This is a genomic window from Serratia sp. LSHTC3 (genome assembly GCF_057197125.1).
This window is the reverse complement of the sequence record NZ_JBXUNP010000007.1, coordinates 58,655-77,354: the sequence shown is the minus strand read 5'-3', so window position 1 is coordinate 77,354 and position 18,700 is coordinate 58,655. Positions and strand designations below refer to the sequence as shown.

Annotated in this window: 18 protein-coding genes; 6 read left to right on the top strand and 12 right to left on the bottom strand. The window is 59.7% G+C overall.

Annotation, left to right across the window (positions count from 1 at the left end; all coding sequences use genetic code 11):
• The first annotated feature begins 123 nt into the window (after window positions 1-123).
• Window positions 124-408 (top strand): YdgH/BhsA/McbA-like domain containing protein, encoded by a 285-nt coding sequence (locus AC2CGI_RS21720; RefSeq protein WP_004930765.1) that lies wholly within the window; start codon window positions 124-126, stop codon window positions 406-408.
• Window positions 409-452: 44 nt separating this feature from the next.
• On the opposite strand, the gene AC2CGI_RS21715 is transcribed toward AC2CGI_RS21720, so the two are convergent.
• The 5 genes from AC2CGI_RS21715 to greB form a co-directional block, all read right to left on the bottom strand.
• Window positions 453-692, bottom strand: coding sequence for a FeoC-like transcriptional regulator (locus tag AC2CGI_RS21715; protein WP_004930758.1), 240 nt, complete (start codon window positions 690-692; stop codon window positions 453-455).
• Window positions 692-3,007, bottom strand: coding sequence for a Fe(2+) transporter permease subunit FeoB (feoB, locus tag AC2CGI_RS21710; RefSeq protein ID WP_004930755.1), 2,316 nt, complete (start codon window positions 3,005-3,007; stop codon window positions 692-694). Before feoB ends, AC2CGI_RS21715 begins: the two co-directional genes overlap by 1 nt.
• 71 nt (window positions 3,008-3,078) lie before the next feature.
• Window positions 3,079-3,303: a ferrous iron transporter A gene (gene feoA / locus AC2CGI_RS21705; protein ID WP_004930752.1), complete on the bottom strand. Its 225-nt coding sequence runs from the start codon at window positions 3,301-3,303 to the stop codon at window positions 3,079-3,081.
• 607 nt (window positions 3,304-3,910) lie between these two features.
• Window positions 3,911-6,244 carry a Tex family protein gene (locus tag AC2CGI_RS21700; protein ID WP_076741274.1) on the bottom strand — a complete coding sequence of 778 codons (2,334 nt, stop codon included), beginning with the start codon at window positions 6,242-6,244 and terminating at the stop codon, window positions 3,911-3,913.
• 157 nt (window positions 6,245-6,401) lie between these two features.
• Complete coding sequence (greB, locus tag AC2CGI_RS21695; RefSeq protein WP_004930745.1) at window positions 6,402-6,875, bottom strand: transcription elongation factor GreB; 474 nt, start codon at window positions 6,873-6,875, stop codon at window positions 6,402-6,404.
• A gap of 229 nt (window positions 6,876-7,104) precedes the next feature.
• On the opposite strand from greB, the gene cbpA reads away from it, so the two are divergent.
• The 4 genes from cbpA to envZ all read left to right on the top strand — a co-directional run bounded on the left by cbpA (window position 7,105) and on the right by envZ (window position 10,722).
• The gene (gene cbpA, locus AC2CGI_RS21690; RefSeq protein WP_004930742.1) at window positions 7,105-8,067 is read left to right on the top strand and encodes a curved DNA-binding protein; all 963 of its coding nucleotides are present in this window, start codon (window positions 7,105-7,107) and stop codon (window positions 8,065-8,067) included.
• A 5-nt stretch (window positions 8,068-8,072) separates the two neighbouring features.
• Window positions 8,073-8,378: a chaperone modulator CbpM gene (locus AC2CGI_RS21685; RefSeq protein ID WP_004930739.1), complete on the top strand. Its 306-nt coding sequence runs from the start codon at window positions 8,073-8,075 to the stop codon at window positions 8,376-8,378.
• Between the two features lie 257 nt (window positions 8,379-8,635).
• Window positions 8,636-9,355, top strand: a complete 720-nt coding sequence (gene ompR / locus AC2CGI_RS21680; RefSeq protein WP_004709363.1) for an osmolarity response regulator transcription factor OmpR — start codon at window positions 8,636-8,638, stop codon at window positions 9,353-9,355.
• Window positions 9,352-10,722: a two-component system sensor histidine kinase EnvZ gene (gene envZ / locus AC2CGI_RS21675; protein WP_031300055.1), complete on the top strand. Its 1,371-nt coding sequence runs from the start codon at window positions 9,352-9,354 to the stop codon at window positions 10,720-10,722. The genes ompR and envZ overlap by 4 nt, the downstream gene beginning before the upstream one ends.
• A gap of 32 nt (window positions 10,723-10,754) precedes the next feature.
• Here the strand turns inward: envZ and AC2CGI_RS21670 are convergent, their stop codons facing one another.
• From AC2CGI_RS21670 to AC2CGI_RS21640, 7 genes are all read right to left on the bottom strand, one after another.
• The gene (locus tag AC2CGI_RS21670) at window positions 10,755-11,234 is read right to left on the bottom strand and encodes a type II toxin-antitoxin system VapC family toxin (RefSeq protein WP_076741273.1); all 480 of its coding nucleotides are present in this window, start codon (window positions 11,232-11,234) and stop codon (window positions 10,755-10,757) included.
• A complete protein-coding gene (locus AC2CGI_RS21665) occupies window positions 11,231-11,491 on the bottom strand; it encodes a FitA-like ribbon-helix-helix domain-containing protein (RefSeq protein WP_015379309.1) in 261 nt (86 codons plus the stop codon). Before AC2CGI_RS21665 ends, AC2CGI_RS21670 begins: the two co-directional genes overlap by 4 nt.
• 127 nt (window positions 11,492-11,618) lie before the next feature.
• A complete protein-coding gene (gene pckA / locus AC2CGI_RS21660; RefSeq protein WP_015379308.1) occupies window positions 11,619-13,238 on the bottom strand; it encodes a phosphoenolpyruvate carboxykinase (ATP) in 1,620 nt (539 codons plus the stop codon).
• A gap of 194 nt (window positions 13,239-13,432) precedes the next feature.
• On the bottom strand, window positions 13,433-14,311 hold the full coding sequence (gene hslO / locus AC2CGI_RS21655; protein ID WP_015379307.1) for an Hsp33 family molecular chaperone HslO: 879 nt from the start codon (window positions 14,309-14,311) through the stop codon (window positions 13,433-13,435).
• 25 nt (window positions 14,312-14,336) lie between these two features.
• Window positions 14,337-14,744 (bottom strand): ribosome-associated heat shock protein Hsp15, encoded by a 408-nt coding sequence (hslR, locus tag AC2CGI_RS21650; protein WP_015379306.1) that lies wholly within the window; start codon window positions 14,742-14,744, stop codon window positions 14,337-14,339.
• Window positions 14,741-15,421, bottom strand: coding sequence for a GMP/IMP nucleotidase (gene yrfG, locus AC2CGI_RS21645; protein ID WP_004930298.1), 681 nt, complete (start codon window positions 15,419-15,421; stop codon window positions 14,741-14,743). The genes hslR and yrfG overlap by 4 nt, the downstream gene beginning before the upstream one ends.
• A 98-nt stretch (window positions 15,422-15,519) precedes the next feature.
• A complete protein-coding gene (locus AC2CGI_RS21640; protein ID WP_076741272.1) occupies window positions 15,520-17,655 on the bottom strand; it encodes an intracellular growth attenuator family protein in 2,136 nt (711 codons plus the stop codon).
• A 445-nt stretch (window positions 17,656-18,100) separates the two neighbouring features.
• Here AC2CGI_RS21640 and nudE point away from each other — a divergent pair, with 445 nt between their 5' ends.
• Complete coding sequence (nudE, locus tag AC2CGI_RS21635) at window positions 18,101-18,655, top strand: ADP compounds hydrolase NudE (RefSeq protein ID WP_015379304.1); 555 nt, start codon at window positions 18,101-18,103, stop codon at window positions 18,653-18,655.
• Window positions 18,656-18,700: the final 45 nt, after the last annotated feature.

The window sequence follows — 18,700 nt, the reverse complement described above, 5'->3', positions numbered from 1 at the left end:
TGGGAAACGGGCCCCGTCAGGGAAAGCAACGAGGCCTGAGGATGTCGCGGCAGCCTGCGGTACTACGCATGGATTTTTGACGGCTTTCATAACAGATAAATTATCCATTGAGAGGTTAGTGTCATGAAATCATTGAAGATGATTATTGCAGCGGCAGTGCTGGGTTCGGTGTCTTTCGGCTCCATGGCGGCAACCCTGCTGACCAAGGAAGATCTGGATAAGAACCCGGGTAAATACGAGAAGATCGGCACCGTCACCACGACGGCGGAAACCACGTCACCGATGGACGCCAAGGAAGAGCTGTCCAAACTGGCTGACGAAAAGGGCGGTCAATACTACGTGATCCTGGCAGGCCGCGAACACGGTAAATTCAGCGCCATCGCCGAAGTTTACAAAGACAAACAATAAGCCTTGAACGGTAATGGGGCGCCCGTCATTGGCGCCCCTTATCTTCAGGCTTTCAGTCGGTAGAACACCGTGCTGCACCCCTGGCCCTGCGGGCAGCTTTTGCAGCCGCCGCTCAAACAGGCGCCGTCATCCTGTTCGATGCGCTCCACTTTCCCCATCGCCGTCAAACGATCCAGCATCGCCTGCACCAGCGGCAGCGGCGTCGCCAGCGATTGGCTGAGCTGCTGCGCCTGGGCGCTGCCGCGCAGCGCCAGCGCATCGCGCACCTGCAGCAGCCCGGCCATCAGTGACAGCTCCCTTTGGCGCCCTGACAACAGGCCGCCGGCGTGGCGTTGCCCAGGCGCACCGTGACGCGGCTGCGCGCCCGGCGCAGGCCGAACAGCACCAGCAGATTCACCAGCAGCACCGCCAGGATCGCCGTCAGGCTGTACTGCGGGTGTTGGTTGAAGGTCGCCGCTTGGTAGAACAGCGTCGCCAGCGAGTAGGCCACGTTCAGCCCCCACAGGATGGAGAATGTCATCCAGCCGCGGCTCGATTCGCGGGCGATGGCGCCCATCACCGAGACGCAGGGCACATACAGCAGCACGAAGATCAGATAGCTGTAGGCGGAGATGCCGGAGCCGAATTTGCTGCTCATCACGCCCATCGAGCCGACGCCCATCTCGCCGTCGCCCTTGCTGGCTTCGATCGGGTTGGACAGCACGCTCAGGCTGAAGGTGTTTTTCAGGCCGTCCCAGGTTTCCTGCAGCGCGCCGCCCAGCTCATCGAGCAGGTTGAAGTTGGCGGCGTCGAACGCCTCTTTGTTGATGTGCTCGGCGGTATACAGCGTATTCAGCGTGCCGACCACCACTTCTTTCGCCATCGCGCCGGTCACCAGGCCGACGGTGGCCTGCCAGTTATCGCGGTGGACGCCCATCGGCTGCAGCAACGGCGTCAGCACCTTGGAAACCGTGGCCAGCGCGGAGTCGTTGATGTTGTCGACCGTTTTGCCGCTGAACGAGAAGCTGTTAAGGCCGCCGATGAATATGCTGGCCACCACGATCACCTTACCGGCGCGCAACACGAACCCTTTCAACCGCTGCCAGGTTTGCAGCAGCAGGCTTTTCAGGTGCGGCACGTGGTAAACCGGCAGCTCCATCACGAACGGCGAGGCTTCGCCGCGCATGAGGGTGTATTTGAGTACCAGGCCGGTGAGGATCGCCACCGCGATGCCGAGCATGTACAGCGAGAACACCACCCCTGCGCCGTCCTGGCCAAAGAAGGCGGCGGCAAACACCGCGAAGATCGCCAGCCGGGCGCCGCAGGACATGAACGGCGCCATCATGATGGTGATCAGGCGCTCGCGTTGGGCGTCCAGCGTACGGGCGCCCATGATGGACGGCACGTTGCAGCCGAAACCGACGATCAGCGGCACAAAGGATTTGCCCGGCAGCCCGAGCGCCTGCATCAGGCGATCCATCACGAACGCCGCACGCGCCATGTAGCCGGAGTCTTCCAGGAACGACAGGAACAGGTACATCATGCCGATCTGCGGCACCAGCGGCAGCACGGTGTTGATGCCGCCGCCGACGCCCTGCGCCAGGAAAACGGTCAGCCAGTCGGGGAAGTGCAGGGTGTAGCCGAGCCACTGAATGCCCTGAATGAAGATCGCCGCCGAGCCGATATCGAAGATCGGCTGCAGCGCGCCGCCGATGTTGATCGCCAGCAGGAACATCAGGTACATCACCAACAGGAAGATCGGTACGCCCAGCCAGCGGTTGAGGATCACTTTATCCAGCATGTCGGTCAGGCGGTTGGGCATCGCCTGCTGCGAGTTGCTGACCGCGTCGCTCAGGGTGGCGATAGACTGGTAGCGCGCGTCAGCGATCACCAGCGCCGGGTCTTCTTGCTGTTGCTGTTGCAACGCCTGAATGGCCGCAGGCAGCAGCGCGACGGCGGGACCGGCCAGCCGGTGGCTGTAGATGTCGCCTTCCAGCATCTGCAATGCCAGCCAGCGGCGTTGCACCGCCGGCAGCGTTTGCGGCATGGCATCGCTCAGCGTGGCGACCGCTTTCAGCAGCAACGGCGGGTAGTTCACCAGCGCCTGCTGTTCGTTGAGGCGATGATTGTCGATCATCTGTTTCAGCACGCCGATACCGTCGGCGCGGGTGGAGATCATCGGCACTACCGGGCAGCCGAGGCGTGCCGACAGCGCGGCGACGTCGATATCGATATGCTGGCTTTTGGCGATGTCGAGCATGTTCAGCGCCACGATGCAGGGAATGCCCAGCTCCAGCAGCTGCAGCGTCAGGTAGAGATTGCGCTCCAGGTTGGAGGCGTCGACCACGTTGATCAGCAGATCGGCGTCGCCGCTCAAAATGTAGTGGCAGGCGATCTGCTCATCGAGCGAGGTTTGCTCTGAAATGGTGGTCAGGGAGTAGGTGCCGGGCAAATCGACCAGCCGCACGTCGGACTGCGGGGTAGTGAAATGGCCTTCTTTGCGTTCGACCGTCACGCCCGCCCAGTTACCGACCCGTTGGCGTGCGCCGGTCAGCTGGTTGAACAGCGTGGTTTTGCCGGAGTTCGGGTTACCGATTAAGCCGATGGTGAGTTTTTTCATAGTTCTGCGTGTCGTCTTCAAGGAGAGCCGCGCCGGCGCAAGGACGCGTCGGCAAATGGAGGTGCGCCGGTTCAGGACTGGCCGTCGAGCTGCAGCAGCGCCAGATCCTTCCTGCGCAGCACCAGGCTGACGCGGCGGGTTTTTATTTCTATCGGATCGCCCAGCGGCGCGACGCGCACCACGTCGAACGAAGAGCCGGGCAGCATGCCGAGCGATAACAGTTTCTGGCGGTAGGCCGGCGCAATTTCACCGGAAAAGCCGACAATCTTATATGTGTGTTTAGGTTGAAGCTGCATGTGATTAACCTTCCGGGTGCCGATGAACATCGGGCTGATGATAATTGGACGTTGCCGGCGAAAATGCCACGCCGTCGGCGGTATTCATCCATAAGGTCATGCAATAAAGTGAGCGCAAATAATAGTAATTATCATTATCGCGTTCAATACAAAAAGTAGGGGTATTGTAACCAATTATTATGGCGTCGACAGTTTTTGGTTGTGTCGTCTTGATAAGCCCCGTTTTACCACTGCTTTTACTCGGCGACAAATGAGAATGGTGAGTTAAATCAGTTGCGTATTTGTAGCCGAGTTTTCTCGTTTGCAAATATTGATGGCGTTTTTCCCTTATTTATTTCTGATGAAAGGCAATTCAATAACATTATTCCGCCGTAATGCGAGCGGTAACCATTTGTGTTTCGCTCACAATTCGCAAAATGAAAAATGCGTGTTAACGACGTTGTTAATAAACGGCTGCAGAAGGGATGTTTGCCGCTTTAACAATGGGAGGGCGGTCACGCAGCAACGGGAAATAAAAAGATGAAGGTTTATTGAGACGGGTCAAAAAAATGCCGCAAGTTTTCTTTCTCGGAAAGGGCGGAGCAGGCTCCGCCCTGTCGGTTCCGACTTAGCGTTTCTTGCCGAATGCCGCCGCCAGCGCGTCGCCCATGGCGCTGTTGCCGGCCGGCGCCGCGTTGCGCGGTTTGGCCTTGTTGCCGCCTGCCGAACGGTTGGCGTTGTCGCGCGTCTGGGCAGGCGCGTTGCCGCCGCGACGCGGTGAACCCTCGCCCGGTTGCTCATCCAGGCGCATGCTCAGCGCAATGCGTTTACGCTGCAGATCGACTTCCATCACCTTCACTTTGACGATGTCGCCGGCTTTCACCACGGTGTGCGGATCTTCGACGAATTTGTCCGCCAGCGAGGAGATGTGCACCAGGCCGTCCTGATGCACGCCGATATCCACGAAGGCGCCGAAGTTGGTGACGTTGGTCACCGAGCCTTCCAGGATCATGCCCGGCTGCAGATCGTTGAGGGTTTCCACGCCTTCGGCGAAGGTGGCGGTTTTGAATTCCGGACGCGGGTCACGGCCCGGCTTCTCCAGCTCTTTCAGAATGTCGGTGACCGTCGGCACGCCGAACTTGTCGTCGGTGAAATCAACCGCTTTCAGGCTGCGCACTGCGGAGGCGTTGCCCATCAGATCCTGCAGCGCCTGCTCGGTGGCGGCCAGGATGCGTTGCACCACCGGATAGGCTTCCGGGTGAACGGTAGAAGCATCCAGCGGGTTGTCGCCGTGGTTGATACGCAGGAAGCCGGCGCACTGTTCGAAGGCCTTCGGCCCCAGACGGCTGACCTTCAGCAGCTGTTCACGGTTGCTGAAGCGGCCGTTCTCGTCGCGCCAGTTGACGATGTTCTGCGCCATCATGCGCGTCAGGCCGGCCACGCGGGTCAGCAACGGCACCGACGCGGTGTTCAGATCGACGCCGACGGCGTTTACGCAGTCTTCCACCACCGAGTCCAGTTTCTTCGCCAGCTGGCTCTGGCTGACGTCGTGCTGATACTGGCCGACGCCGATGGATTTCGGGTCGATCTTCACCAGCTCCGCCAGCGGATCCTGCAGGCGGCGAGCGATGGACACCGCGCCGCGCAGCGATACGTCGAGATCCGGGAATTCCTGCGCCGCCAGTTCAGACGCGGAATACACCGACGCGCCCGCTTCGCTGACGATCACTTTTTGCGCCCGGACTTCGCCGAACTGCTTTTGCAGGTCGAGATAGAAGCGCTCGGTTTCACGTGAAGCGGTGCCGTTGCCGATGGCCACCAGCTCCACGTTGTGTTTGATGCACAGCGCCGCGACGATGGCGGCGGCTTTCGCCGCTTGCCCGGTGTGCGGGTAGACGGTGTCGGTGGCGACCAGTTTGCCGGTCGCGTCGACCACGGCGACTTTCACCCCGGTGCGCAGGCCCGGATCGAGGCCCATGGTGGCGCGCATGCCGGCCGGCGCGGCCATCAGCAGATCATGCATGTTGCGGGCGAAAACGTTGATTGCTTCATCTTCCGCGCGCTCGCGCACCGTGCCCATCAGCTCAGTTTCCAGGTGCAGCAACACCTTGATGCGCCAGGTCCAGTTAACCACCGCCTTGCGCCAGGCGTCGGCCGGGGCGTTGTTCAGGCGCAGGTTGAGGTGATTGATGATGATCAGCTCCGCCTGGCTTTCGCGCGGGGCTTCCTCAAACTGCGGATCGGCGTTCAGCGCCAGCTGCAGCACGCCTTCGTTGCGGCCGCGGAACATCGCCAGCGCGCGGTGTGAAGGCACCTGAGAAATCGGTTCGTGGTGATCAAAATAGTCGCGGAACTTGGCGCCTTCTTCTTCCTTGCCTTCGACCACTTTGGACACCAGATGGGCGTTTTTCCACAGGTAGTCGCGCACCTTGGCCAGCAGCGCGGCGTCTTCGGCGAAGCGCTCCATCAGGATATAGCGCGCGCCGTCGAGGGCGGCTTTCACGTCCGCCACGCCCTTGTCGGCGTCGACGTAGCGTTCAGCCAGTTGTTCCGGCTGCTGTTGCGGATCCTGCCACAGCGTATCCGCCAGCGGTTCCAGGCCGGCTTCGGTGGCGATCTGGCCACGGGTGCGGCGCTTCGGTTTGTACGGCAGGTAGAGGTCTTCGAGTTCGGTCTTGCTCAGCGTGGCGTTGATCGCCCCCGCCAATTGTTCAGTCAGTTTGCCCTGTTCATCGATCGACTTCAGGATGGTCTGGCGACGATCTTCCAGTTCACGCAGATAACCCAGGCGGGTTTCCAGCTGGCGCAGTTGGGTGTCGTCCAGGCCCCCGGTGACTTCCTTACGATAGCGTGCAATAAAGGGCACGGTATTACCTTCATCCAGCAGACGGATGGCGGAGTCGACTTGCTCCGGCCGGGCCTGCAGTTCTGTTGCAATAATGCGGCTCAGTGGGTCATTCATAGGTCTGGTATCTGTATTGAGATCGGTGAATAAACAGGGGACAGTTATACGGATTGATCGGGGAAAATGCCAGCGAAGCGGGCCGCCGCCGCGCGGCCGCGGCATGGAGAACAGCGCAGACGGCGGCGTTGGCGGCGGTTAGGAAAAAGCTGAAAGCTTACTTCGGGTAGTTTATCTCGTTCACGTACCACTGCGCCTCGCCCAGCGGGGTATTGACGGTGGCGACGTCCCCGACCTCTTTTTTCAGCAGGGCGCGCGCCATCGGCGCATCGATGGAGATGTAATCCTTGCGGCCGAAAATCTCGTCGTAACCGACGATGCGAAAGCGTTTGGTTTCGCCGTCTTCGTTCTCCACCTCTACCCAGGCGCCGAAGAACACTTTGCCTTCCTGCTGCGGTGAATAATCGACGATCTTCAACTGCTCCAGGCATTTGGTCAGATAGCGGACGCGGCGATCGATCTCGCGCAGCCGCTTCTTGTTGTATTGGTAGTCGGCGTTTTCGCTTCTGTCGCCCAGGCTGGCGGCCCAGGTCACTTTCTTGGTCACCTCGGGGCGTTCTTCGCGCCAGAGGTAATCCAGCTCTTGTTTGAGCTTGTCATACCCTTCACGGGTTATCAGTTGAGTTCTCATCGTGATTTATCTTTATGGGGCCACCGCCACAGTGTACGTGAATGCGGGGGGCTTTAGAAATGGCGCGCGGGCCTGTGCCTTGTCGCACGGTTTTTATTCAGTTTGCGCAGCTTTTAACGATCGGGAGTATGCTTAGCGTAGCGGAAAAGGAATGTGACGAAAGGAGGATATCTGGCGAGAGAGACAAGGAATTTTGGCGCACAACCCAACACATTGAAGGTATTACCGCATGGAATTTAAAGATTACTACGCCACGATGGGCGTTGAGCCCAACGCCGATCTGAAAACCATCAAAACGGCCTACCGTCGGCTGGCGCGTAAATATCACCCTGACGTGAGCACTGAAGACGATGCCGAAAGCAAGTTCAAGGAAGTGGCCGAAGCCTATGAGGTGCTGAAGGACGAGGAGCGCCGCGCCGAGTACGATCAGATCCGGCTGCACCGCAACGATCCGAACTTTGGCCGCCAGGCGCGCGGCGATCGCGGCGGCTATCAGCAGAGCGCTTCATGGCACGGCGGCGGCGCCGACGCGCAAGACTTCTCCGATTTCTTCGAAAGCATGTTCGGCGGGCGGGCGGCGGGCGGGCATCGCTCTGCTTCGCACTCGCACGGCGGGCATGGCTTCCGCGGCCAGGATCTGGAGATGGAGGTGCCGCTGTTCCTCGAGGAAACGCTGCATGGCCAAAGCCGCGAGATTTCCTACAAGTTGCCGGTGTACGACGAACTGGGGCGGCAGGTAAGCGAAGCCAGCAAGACGCTGAACGTGAAAATTCCGGCCGGCGTGGGCGACGGCGAGCGCATTCGCCTCAAGGGGCAGGGCGTTGCCGGCGTGGGCGGCGGCCAGAACGGCGACCTGTATCTGGTCATCCGCCTTGCGCCGCATCCGCTGTTCGAGATCGACGGCCACAACCTGAGCATCGTGGCGCCGCTCGCTCCGTGGGAAGCGGCGCTCGGCGCCAGCATTGAGGTGCCGACGCTGACCGGCAAAATCGCGCTGACCGTGCCGGCCGGCAGCCAGAGCGGCAAACGGCTGCGGGTCAAAGGCAAAGGGTTGGCGGGCAAGAAAGAGCCCGGTGACCTGTACGTTATTCTCAAGGTGGTGATGCCGCCGAAGCCGAACGAGAAGGCCAGCGCCCTGTGGCGGGAACTGGCTGAACAGGCGGCGTTCAACCCGCGCGCGGAATGGGAGTAAAGCAGATGATGAAAAAAGAGATCACATTCACCGTGGTGGAATTGTGTCAGAGGGTGGAGATTTCAGAGGACGAGCTGGTCGAGATCGTCGGCCTGGGCGTTATCGTGCCGCTGGAGCCGGCGCAGCCGCGCTGGGAGTTTGATTATCCGGCGCTGAGCCATCTGCAGCGCGCGCGCAGGCTGCGTGCCGAGCTGGATCTGGACTGGCCGGGGATCGCCATGGCGCTGACGCTGCTCGACCGGGTTGACGCCCTACAGCAAGAGAACCGGCAGCTGCGCCGGCAGCTGGCGCGTTTCCTGCAGACTTCCTGACCCGACAGCTGAACGCCACCGGTCGGTTCGCCGGTGGCGAAATTGTGCAAAATTGGGCCGTCACCCCACATTGCGCCGATAAAGGGCGAAATTTTAACGAACCCCCGTCGACATTCACTGAAAATTGTTGATAAATGGGGAAAAGAATAAGCTTTGTAACAATTTCGTCTAGAATACATACCATTAAACGCTGTCTCAAATGGCAAGGTTTTCTAACAATATTCGAGTCAGGCAATAAAGCCTTTGGGAGTAATACCATGCAAGAGAATCATAAGATCCTGGTTGTCGATGATGACATGCGCCTGCGCGCGCTTTTAGAACGTTATTTAACCGAGCAGGGCTTCCAGGTTCGCAGCGTTGCCAACGCTGAGCAAATGGATCGCTTGCTGACTCGTGAATCCTTCCATTTGATGGTGCTCGATCTGATGTTGCCGGGCGAAGACGGCCTGTCCATCTGCCGCCGCCTGCGCAGCCAGAGCAACCCGATGCCAATCATTATGGTCACCGCCAAAGGCGAAGAGGTCGATCGCATCGTGGGGCTGGAAATCGGCGCCGACGACTACATTCCTAAACCGTTCAACCCGCGTGAGCTGTTGGCTCGTATCCGTGCGGTGCTGCGCCGTCAGGCGAACGAACTGCCGGGCGCGCCTTCGCAGGAAGAAGCGGTGATCGCGTTCGGCAAATTCAAACTGAACCTCGGCACCCGCGAGATGTTCCGCGAAGACGAACCGATGCCGTTGACCAGCGGCGAGTTCGCGGTACTGAAGGCGCTGGTCAGCCACCCGCGTGAACCGCTGTCGCGCGATAAGCTGATGAACCTGGCGCGTGGCCGCGAATACAGCGCCATGGAGCGTTCCATCGACGTGCAGATCTCTCGCCTGCGCCGCATGGTTGAAGAAGATCCGGCGCATCCGCGTTATATCCAGACCGTGTGGGGTCTCGGCTACGTCTTCGTCCCGGACGGCAGTAAGGCATGAGGCGATTGCGCTTTTCACCGCGTAGCTCGTTTGCCCGAACCCTGTTGTTGATCGTCACCTTGCTGTTCGTCAGCCTGGTGACGACCTATCTGGTGGTGCTGAACTTCGCCATCCTGCCCAGCCTGCAGCAGTTCAACAAAGTATTGGCCTACGAAGTGCGTATGCTGATGACCGATCGGCTGCAGCTGGAAGACGGCACGTTGCTGGAAGTGCCGCCGGCGTTCCGCCGTGAGATCTACCGCGAACTGGGCATCTCTCTCTACACCAACTCGGCGGCGGAGGAGAGCGGCCTGCGCTGGGCGCAGCACTACCAGTTCCTCAGCCAGCAGATGGCGCAGCAGCTCGGCGGGCCGACCGATGTGCGGGTGGAGGTGAACAAGAACTCCCCGGTGGTGTGGCTGAAAACCTGGCTGCAGCCCGATATCTGGGTGCGCGTGCCGCTGACGGAAATCCACCAAGGCGACTTCTCACCGCTGTTCCGCTATACGCTGGCGATCATGCTGCTGGCGATCGGCGGCGCCTGGCTGTTTATTCGTATTCAAAACCGCCCGCTGGTGGAGCTGGAACATGCGGCGCTGCAGGTGGGCAAGGGCATTATTCCGCCGCCGCTGCGCGAGTATGGCGCTTCCGAAGTGCGGTCGGTGACTCGCGCATTCAATCAGATGGCGTCGGGCGTCAAGCAGCTGGCGGATGACCGCACGTTGCTGATGGCCGGGGTCAGCCACGACCTGCGCACGCCGTTGACGCGCATTCGGCTGGCGACGGAGATGATGAGCGCCGAAGACGGCTATCTGGCCGAGTCGATCAATAAAGACATCGAAGAGTGCAACGCCATCATCGAGCAGTTCATCGATTATCTGCGCACCGGGCAGGAAATGCCGACCGAAAGCAGCGATCTGAACGCCATTTTAGGCGAAGTGGTCGCGGCCGAGAGCGGCTATGAGCGGGTGATTGAAACCGCGCTGTCGCCGGGCGAGCTGATGATGAATGTGCATCCGCTGTCGATTAAGCGGGCGGCGGTGAATATGGTGGTGAACGCGGCGCGTTACGGCAACGGCTGGATCAAGGTCAGCAGCGGCCGTGAGCTGCAGCGCGGTTGGTTCCAGGTGGAAGATGACGGTCCGGGCATCAAGCCGGACGAGTTGAAGCACCTGTTGCAGCCGTTCGTACGCGGTGACAGCGCGCGCAGCACCAGCGGCACCGGTCTGGGGCTGGCGATCGTGCAGCGCATTATCGACGCGCATGACGGCGAACTGGATATCGGCACCAGCGAGCGCGGCGGGCTGTTGATCCGCGCGTATATTCCGTTGCCGATGGAGAAAAAAGAGTCGACCAACGGCCATCAAACGGCCAGGGAAAACGCCTGACCTCTGGTGTGGGCCGCGCCGCTGCGGCCCCGTCAGGACTTTCTGCTCATCACGTAGTATTCCGCCGCATCTTCATGCAACCGACGGCCGGTCGGCGCCTGCCACGGATCGATTAACTCGATGCCGCAGTGGAGGAAGTCTTTGGTATTGCGGGTGGCCAGGGTGGCGCCATAATGCAGGCAGGTGGCGGCGATTTGGGTATCGGGCATGCTGACGCCAATGCCTCGGCGGCGATTGGCGCCCATTAATTCCGCATGCTGCATCGCACAGCCGACGTCAAAGGGTAAGATTCTGTCTGAAAACTCTTCCTGCAGCATGTCGCCGAGGTTAGTTTGCAGTTCGAGCTGTTTCTTGCCGTGAGGCATGCAGGCGATGCCCGTATACAACTCCGCAACCACGATGGCGCTCAAATAGAACCGATACGTATCCTGCTCATCTAACCAGCGCAATACATTGTAGTGAGGCGCCGGCCGCAGCAATTCCGAAACGACGTTGGTATCCAACACAATCATTTTTCATCATCTTCATCAAAGTTGACGATACGATGAGGGGCCTCATCACGTGGGGGGATCTCCAACTCAACGCCGCCGAATTCGGCGAAGTACTGATGCATGCGTGTTCCTAACCCATAGCGCGGCGGCTTTTTCACCAGCGCCTGCTTCAGGATCATGCGCGCTTCCTCTTCCATGGAGTGGCCGTTTTTCGCCGCTGAAATACGCAGCAGTTCTTTGATTTCGTCGTCCAGATTTCTGACGGTGATAGTCGCCATTTAAACCTCCTTTGCTATCAATGATTGCATTGACTTATTTTCTCGTCTCACTGGTCAAAAAGCAATCACGAAAAAATAAAAAAAGGCGCGGGATCCGCGCCTTAGCTGAAGAGGTAATGCTACCGAATTACAGCTTCGGGCCAGCGCTGACCAGCGCGGCGCCCGCAGGCGTGTCGGTGTATTTGTCGAAGTTGGTGATGAAGCGCTCGGCCAGATCCTGCGCTTTTTCCTGCCACTGCTCGAGGCTGGCGTAGGTATTGCGCGGATCGAGGATCTCCGGATTCACGCCCGGCAGCGCGGTCGGCATCGCCAGATCGAAGATCGGCAGAGTGACGGTTTCCGCCTTGTCGATCTCACCGCTCAGGATGGCGTCGATGATGCCGCGCGTATCTTTGATCGAGATGCGTTTGCCGGTGCCGTTCCAGCCGGTGTTGACCAGGTAAGCCTGGGCACCGGCGGCCTGCATGCGTTTCACCAGCACTTCGGCGTACTGCGTCGGGTGCAGCGACAGGAACGCGGCACCGAAGCAGGCGGAGAAGGTTGGCGTCGGTTCGGTTACGCCGCGCTCGGTGCCGGCCAGTTTGGCGGTGAAGCCGGACAGGAAGTGGTACTGAGTCTGGTTGGCGGTCAGACGCGATACCGGCGGCAGCACGCCGAAAGCGTCGGCGGTCAGGAAGATCACCTTGGTGGCGTGACCCGCCTTGGACACCGGCTTGACGATGTTCTGGATATGATAGATCGGGTAAGAAACGCGGGTGTTTTCGGTTTTCGAACCGTCGTTGAAGTCGATGCTGCCGTCGGCCAGCACGGTAACGTTTTCCAGCAGCGCATCGCGTTTGATGGCGTGGTAGATGTCCGGCTCGGCTTCTTCAGACAGCTTGATGGTCTTGGCGTAGCAGCCGCCTTCGAAGTTGAACACGCCGTCGTCGTCCCAGCCGTGCTCGTCATCGCCGATCAACTGACGCTTAGGATCGGTGGAGAGGGTGGTCTTGCCGGTGCCGGACAGGCCGAAGAACACCGCCACGTCGCCTTTCTCGCCCACGTTGGCCGAGCAGTGCATCGAGGCGATGCCTTTCAGCGGCAGCAGGTAGTTCATCATCGAGAACATGCCTTTCTTCATTTCGCCGCCGTACCAGGTGCCGCCGATCAGCTGCATGCGCTCGGTCAGGTTGAAGGCGACGAAGTTCTCCGAGTTCAGGCCTTGCTGCTGCCAGTTCGGGTTGGTGCATTTGGCGCCGTTCATCACCACGAAGTCCGGTTCGAAGTCAGCCAGCTCTTCGTCGCTCGGGCGGATAAACATGTTTTTCACGAAGTGCGCCTGCCAGGCCACCTCGGTGATGAAGCGCACTTTCAGGCGCGAGTCGGCGTTGGCGCCGCAGAAGGTATCCACCACGAACAGGCGCTTGCCGGACAGTTGCTCGGTGACCAGGTGTTTCAGATCGGCCCACACTTCCGGGCTGAGGGGTTTGTTGTCGTTCTTGCCTTTGCCCTGATCGGCCCACCACACGGTATCGCGGGTGATGTCGTCGCGGACGATGTATTTGTCTTTCGGCGAACGGCCGGTGAAGATGCCGGTATCGACGGAGACGGCACCCAGCTTGGTGACTACCCCACGCTCAAAACCTTCCAGAGATGGGTCTGTTTCTTCCTTAAACAGCAGTTCATAGCTCGGGTTGTGAACGATTTCGCTAACGTCGTGAATGCCGTAAGCGGCCAGATCCTGAGGGGTTATACCTTTAACGCGCATGTTACTACTCCTTGGTCACAGAATTTCTGGCGGCAATTGTAGGGATCTAACGGTGCGTAACCGCGATGGGTATCAAATATTTAACGTTTTAGGCGGTATTTCGTTACGATCTGAGAGATAGCACACGGAAAAAAGCAAACGTGCAAACGGCGGGCGTTGGCGGGCGCCGGGCGCGCCCGCCGAAAGGGTGTAACTTAGTGCAACTGGTCGCTTTCGCCGGTGTTACCCGCATACAGCGCGGCAACATCAACCGGGTCAAAGACATAGTGGCTGCCACAGTAGTCGCAGTGCATGTCGATATTGCCGTCCTGCTCCAGCATGTCCGCCACTTCGTCGGTCGGCAGGGTCAGCAGCGCGTCGGCGCAACGCTGGCGAGAACAGGTGCAGCGGAACTGCACGTCCTGTGGTTCGTACAAGGTGACCTCTTCCTGATGGTACAGGCGGTACAACACTTCGTTGGCCGGCAGGCCGAACAGCTCTTCGCTTTTGACCGTGTTGGTCAGTTGCACCAGATGATCGAAATCATCGAGGTTGCCGTCCTGCGCCGGCAGCACCTGCAGCAGCATACCGGCCGCCGCGGCGTTGCCTTCCGCTTCGCCGGTGCGGATGAACAGGCGGGTTGGCAGCTGTTCGGACTGGCGGAAGTAGGCTTCCAGGCATTCGGCCAGGGTTTCACCTTCCAGGCCGACGACGCCCTGATAGCGCTCGCCTTCCGTCGGGGAAATGGTGATGACCATGACGCCGTTGCCGATCATCTGATGCAAGGTGCTGTCGTCGGCGATAGGCGCCTGGGTGCGCGCAACGCCGCGCATCTCCTGGCGGTTGTTGCCGTTGATCACCGCCAGCTTCAGCGGGCCGTCGCCTTGCAGCTGAACGGTGATGTCGCCGTCGAACTTCAGGGTCGCGGTCAGCAGACTGGTGGCGACCAGCAGCTCGCCCAGCAGTTTTTGCACCGGCGCCGGGTAGTCGTGGTTATTCAGGATCTGCTGATAGGTTTCGCTGACGGTAACCAGCTCGCCGCGCACCGCGTAGTTTTCAAACAGGTAACGGTGCAATTGGTCATGGTTGGACATAATCTTCTCTCATTGCGGTGAGGGGTTATTCCGGCTCACCAAATTTAAATTTCATCAGGTCGCGCCGCTCCTTTTTGTCCGGACGACGGTCCGGATGCGGCATGGTCAACGCGTTCATCTTGCGCGCCAGCGCCATTTTTTCGCGGTTGGCGATGCTGGCTTCGGTTTCCTGATACATTTGCTGCGCCTCGCCGGCGCCGCGGCGTTGGCTGGTCAGCGCCAGCACGATCACCGTACGTTCTTCGTTGCCCTGCCGCAGCTTGAGCTCGGCGTTAAGTTCGACAATCTTGCTCGGCTTGCCACGCTGGCCGTTGTAATGCACCTTGCCGCCGTCGATCATTTCGCGCGCCAGCGCGCGGGTCTTGTAGAAGCGTGCGGCCCACAGCCACTTATCCAGCCGGACCGCGTCGTCGCGCGTCGCTTTTTCCTTCATGCTTCCCCCTTGGCCAGCGCCGGTATCAGCAGGCGATAGTCGCGCATCGACGGATGGCGCTGGAAGCTTTTCTCCGCCGTGCTGGAGTCCGGGTTTTGCACGCCCAGGCAGTAACGAATGCCGAAAGTGCGCGCCGCGTCGAGGATCGGCTCGCCGTCGTCGACGAACAGCGTGCGCTGCGGGTTGAACCCGGTGTGCTGTTGCACCGCCTGCCACAGACGCTGATCTTCTTTCGGATAACCAAATGTGTGGGTGGAAAACAATAAATCAAGGTGCCGATCCAGACCGGTATGCTCGATTTTCACCGCCAGGCTGTGCGGATGGGCGTTGGTCAGCAAAATGGTTTGCAGGCCGGCGCCGCGCAGCGCCCGTAAAAATGGCTCGGTGTCCTCGCGCAGCCGGGCGCGGCTGCCCACTTCGCTGGTCATGCGGTAGATATCCAGATCCAACCGCTCGCTCCAGTAATCGAAGCAATACCAATTCATGGTGTGCTGCACCGCCTGATATTCCCGCTCAATAATATTGCGGGCTTCGTCAAACGGAATGGCGCGCCTTTCGCTCAGCGCTTGCGGCACCAGGCTGAGCCAAAAGTGACTGTCGAATTCCAGATCCAGCAAGGTGCCGTCCATATCCAGCAGCACGGTATCGATCTGCGGCCAATCAAACTCGGGAACCATAAAAACTCCACGGGCGAACCGACGGGCGGTCCGCAGATGAGAATAATAGCGTTAGCGTAGCATAAGCAGATGACAGGGCGGAGGCCCCGGCGTCAGGTTCAGGGCATCGGCCGCATCGACATCGGATTGAGCTGCGGGTTGAAGCAGCTGTCGTAGTAACGCTGGATATCGGCGACGCGGTGTTGATTTATGCGCCGACGCTGCACCAGCCGCCAGGCGTTATAGCCCAGGCTGACGACCACCGCCAGCAACAGCAGGCTGGTGCCGAGGTAACGCCACAGGGTGATCATGTCCGGTTCGCTGTGCAGCGCCACGTGGCGGGTGCCGTTGGCATCGACGCTGAGGCTGGTGATCACCCCCTGGGCCTGGAACGGGGTATGCAACAGCAGAGTGGAAAGGCGCTGCAGCTCATTCCACTGGTCGAGGGCGTTGTATTCGCTTTGCGGCACCGAGGATTGCGGGTGGCTGACCAGTTGGCGGCCTTCGTCGCTGCGGATCAGGAAACCGCCCGGTGGCGGGCTGTTGAGCGCCGCGGCGGCCAGGCGCGTTTCATTGAAGATGAACGATGACGTGGCCACTTTGGTCAGGCTTTCCAGCGACTCGGCGCTCACCGGGCGCAGCAGAACGTTGACACCTTGCAGCGCGCCGGACCTGGCGCGTTTCATCAGGCCGCTCCAGTTTTTGGCGTTGCCCAGGTTGACCAAGGCGTTTTTTAACCGCACGCAGTCGTTTTCTGCCTGACATAAATCCTGAGTTTTCAAAACGATATCAGAGAAGTCATCCAACAGGATCATGCCGGATTTCTCGATGGCGCTGGCCAGCTGCGGGTTGACCTTCTGATCGGCGCCGCTCGGATGCAGCTGGCTGTTGACCGTGGCCAGCAGGGCCGTCGCTTTGTCTATGACTTCCGATTCCGGCTGCGGGAGCGGGGCAGCGTTGTTCCAATAGATGCCGGAGCAGTCGAACGGCGCAAAATTGACGGTGCCGCCACCGTTGGCCGGCGGCGGCACATAGCACATGCCGCTGCCGCGCACTTTCAGCGTGTCGCCGATGCGCAGCGGCGTGGCTTCCAGGGCCTGCACGCTGGTCACTTCCACTTTTTGCGCACCCTGCAGCCAGGCCATGCTGAGGGTCAGCGGCAGGTTGAGCGGGATATAGATCAACAGCAACAGCAGTACCAGCGCCGAGCTGGCGACCAGCACCGCGTTGCGGCCCCACTGCTGCAGCGGGAAATTCTTCACTTCGTCATGCAGCGAGAGGAAGCGCCCCTGGCGCACTACCTGCCGATTGAGGTAGACGTCCACATCGGTGGTCTTGCCCAGATCCTGAGTCAGGTACGGCTGCCAATGCGGTGGGTAGATAAGATCGATGATGCCGAGCGAAATGTTGCTGATCTGCCCCTGATCGGACTCGCCGAACAGGCCCCAGCGCTTCGGCGTGCCGCGCAGGCAGTGGATCTCTTTCAGCTCACGCGACGCCGGACGGCGGAACAGGTTCCAGCATCCCCAGGCGATCATCAGCACCGCCACAAAAATCATCCAGGGGATAACCAGCACCGGGCTTATCAGGCTGAAGAACAGCAGCAGCAGTGCGGCGGAGATGATGACGGCTTCGCGGATGCCGTTCGGCCGGTTCAGCGCATGCTCTTCCGGCGTTTCCTTGCGAATATTGACCAGCTCGACATGCTCGCTCTCTTCCTTGCGGATGGACGCGTTTTTGGTCGGCGTGGTGGCCACCACCGGCGGCTGCGGCCGGTCGTGAATGTGATCTTTCAGCGAGTGCCCGTTGAGCGAAATCACCAGCGGCAGCGTCTGGGTTCTGATCACTTCCACATGGTTGTCGGCGGTGATATAGGGTTCCCAAAACGGCGGCAGATGCACCTCTTCCGCGTCGAGGTAATAGCGCCATTTATTGGGATCGTCGCTGGCCAGCCCGTAGCGGGTGATGGCGTGCGTGACCGGATATACGTTATCGCTTTGCGGGGTGAGCGCCAGCTTGGCCGCGGGCAGCGTAGCGCCGCCGCCGGGCAACAGTTTGTTGCTCAGTTTGTTTTGCTGACTGAGATAGAACTCGACCGCGGCGCGCTCTTCGTCGGTCAGCTTGCGGTGGGCAGGCTTGATAAACGGCAATGCGTGCGCCAGCGCCGACGGGTTGCGGGCCTTGAACCACAGGTACAGGCCGGCGGCAATCAGGCAGACAAGCACTAAGGCCAATATCAACACTATTGTGCTCATGCAATCCCCATCTCACACCCGTGAATTTCGCCAACTTGATGAAAAGCTGAATATTATACGGAGTAAACCGCCAGGAGGCACCCAGAACTAATGAGGGAACAAACAGATTCTCGCTCTGGATCTCATTCCTTCATGACGCAAGGCCATTTTATCACTGATTCTTGCCTGCGTGATACTAGCAACCGGCCTCTGTCGTCGATATCGGTATTATCCTATTTTCTTGCGCGCTGTTTGCTGAATCAGTACGGAAAATCGCCGGCCGCTGGCTACGCTTGTTAAAAGAAAGTAAATTACTGTTCATGCGCGTTGCGGCGGAGCTTGCCCTTAACGCACAATGTGATCAGGATCGAATTTGGTCAGCGTTTGAGCGCCAACGAGCCGTGCGTTACGCCAATCATTTTTTCGGTTGCCCCGTCCGCGCCTGGGTAACCTCTTTGAGGCAATCATGGATAAACACCTGCAAAAACCTAAAATTCTGAAAGTGGAAACGGTCGCGCGTTCGCGTTTGTTTAACGTCGAGTCGGTCGATTTGGAATTCAGCAACGGTGTTCGGCGGGTGTATGAGCGCATGCGGCCTTCGGATCGCGAAGCGGTGATGATCGTGCCGGTGATTGGCGATGACCTGCTGCTGATCCGCGAATATGCGGTCGGCACCGAATCCTATGAGCTGGGGTTCCCGAAAGGGCTGATCGATCCCGGTGAAGGGGTGCTGGAGGCGGCCAACCGCGAGCTGATGGAAGAGGTGGGGTACGGCGCGAAACGCTTTGATTTTCTCAGTAAGCTGACGATGGCGCCGTCCTACTTTTCCAGCAAAATGAATATCGTGCTGGCGCACGATCTCTATCCGCAGAGCCTGGAAGGGGATGAGCCGGAGCCCTTGCCGCAGGTGCGCTGGCCGATCGCCAACATGATGGCGCTGCTGGCGGAACCGGATTTCCGCGAGGCGCGCAACGTCAGCGCGCTGTTCCTTTCCGAGGCATTTTTGCGCGCGTCGCGCTGATACGCTTCACGCCGAATAAAAAAGGGCCAGATTTCTCTGGCCCTT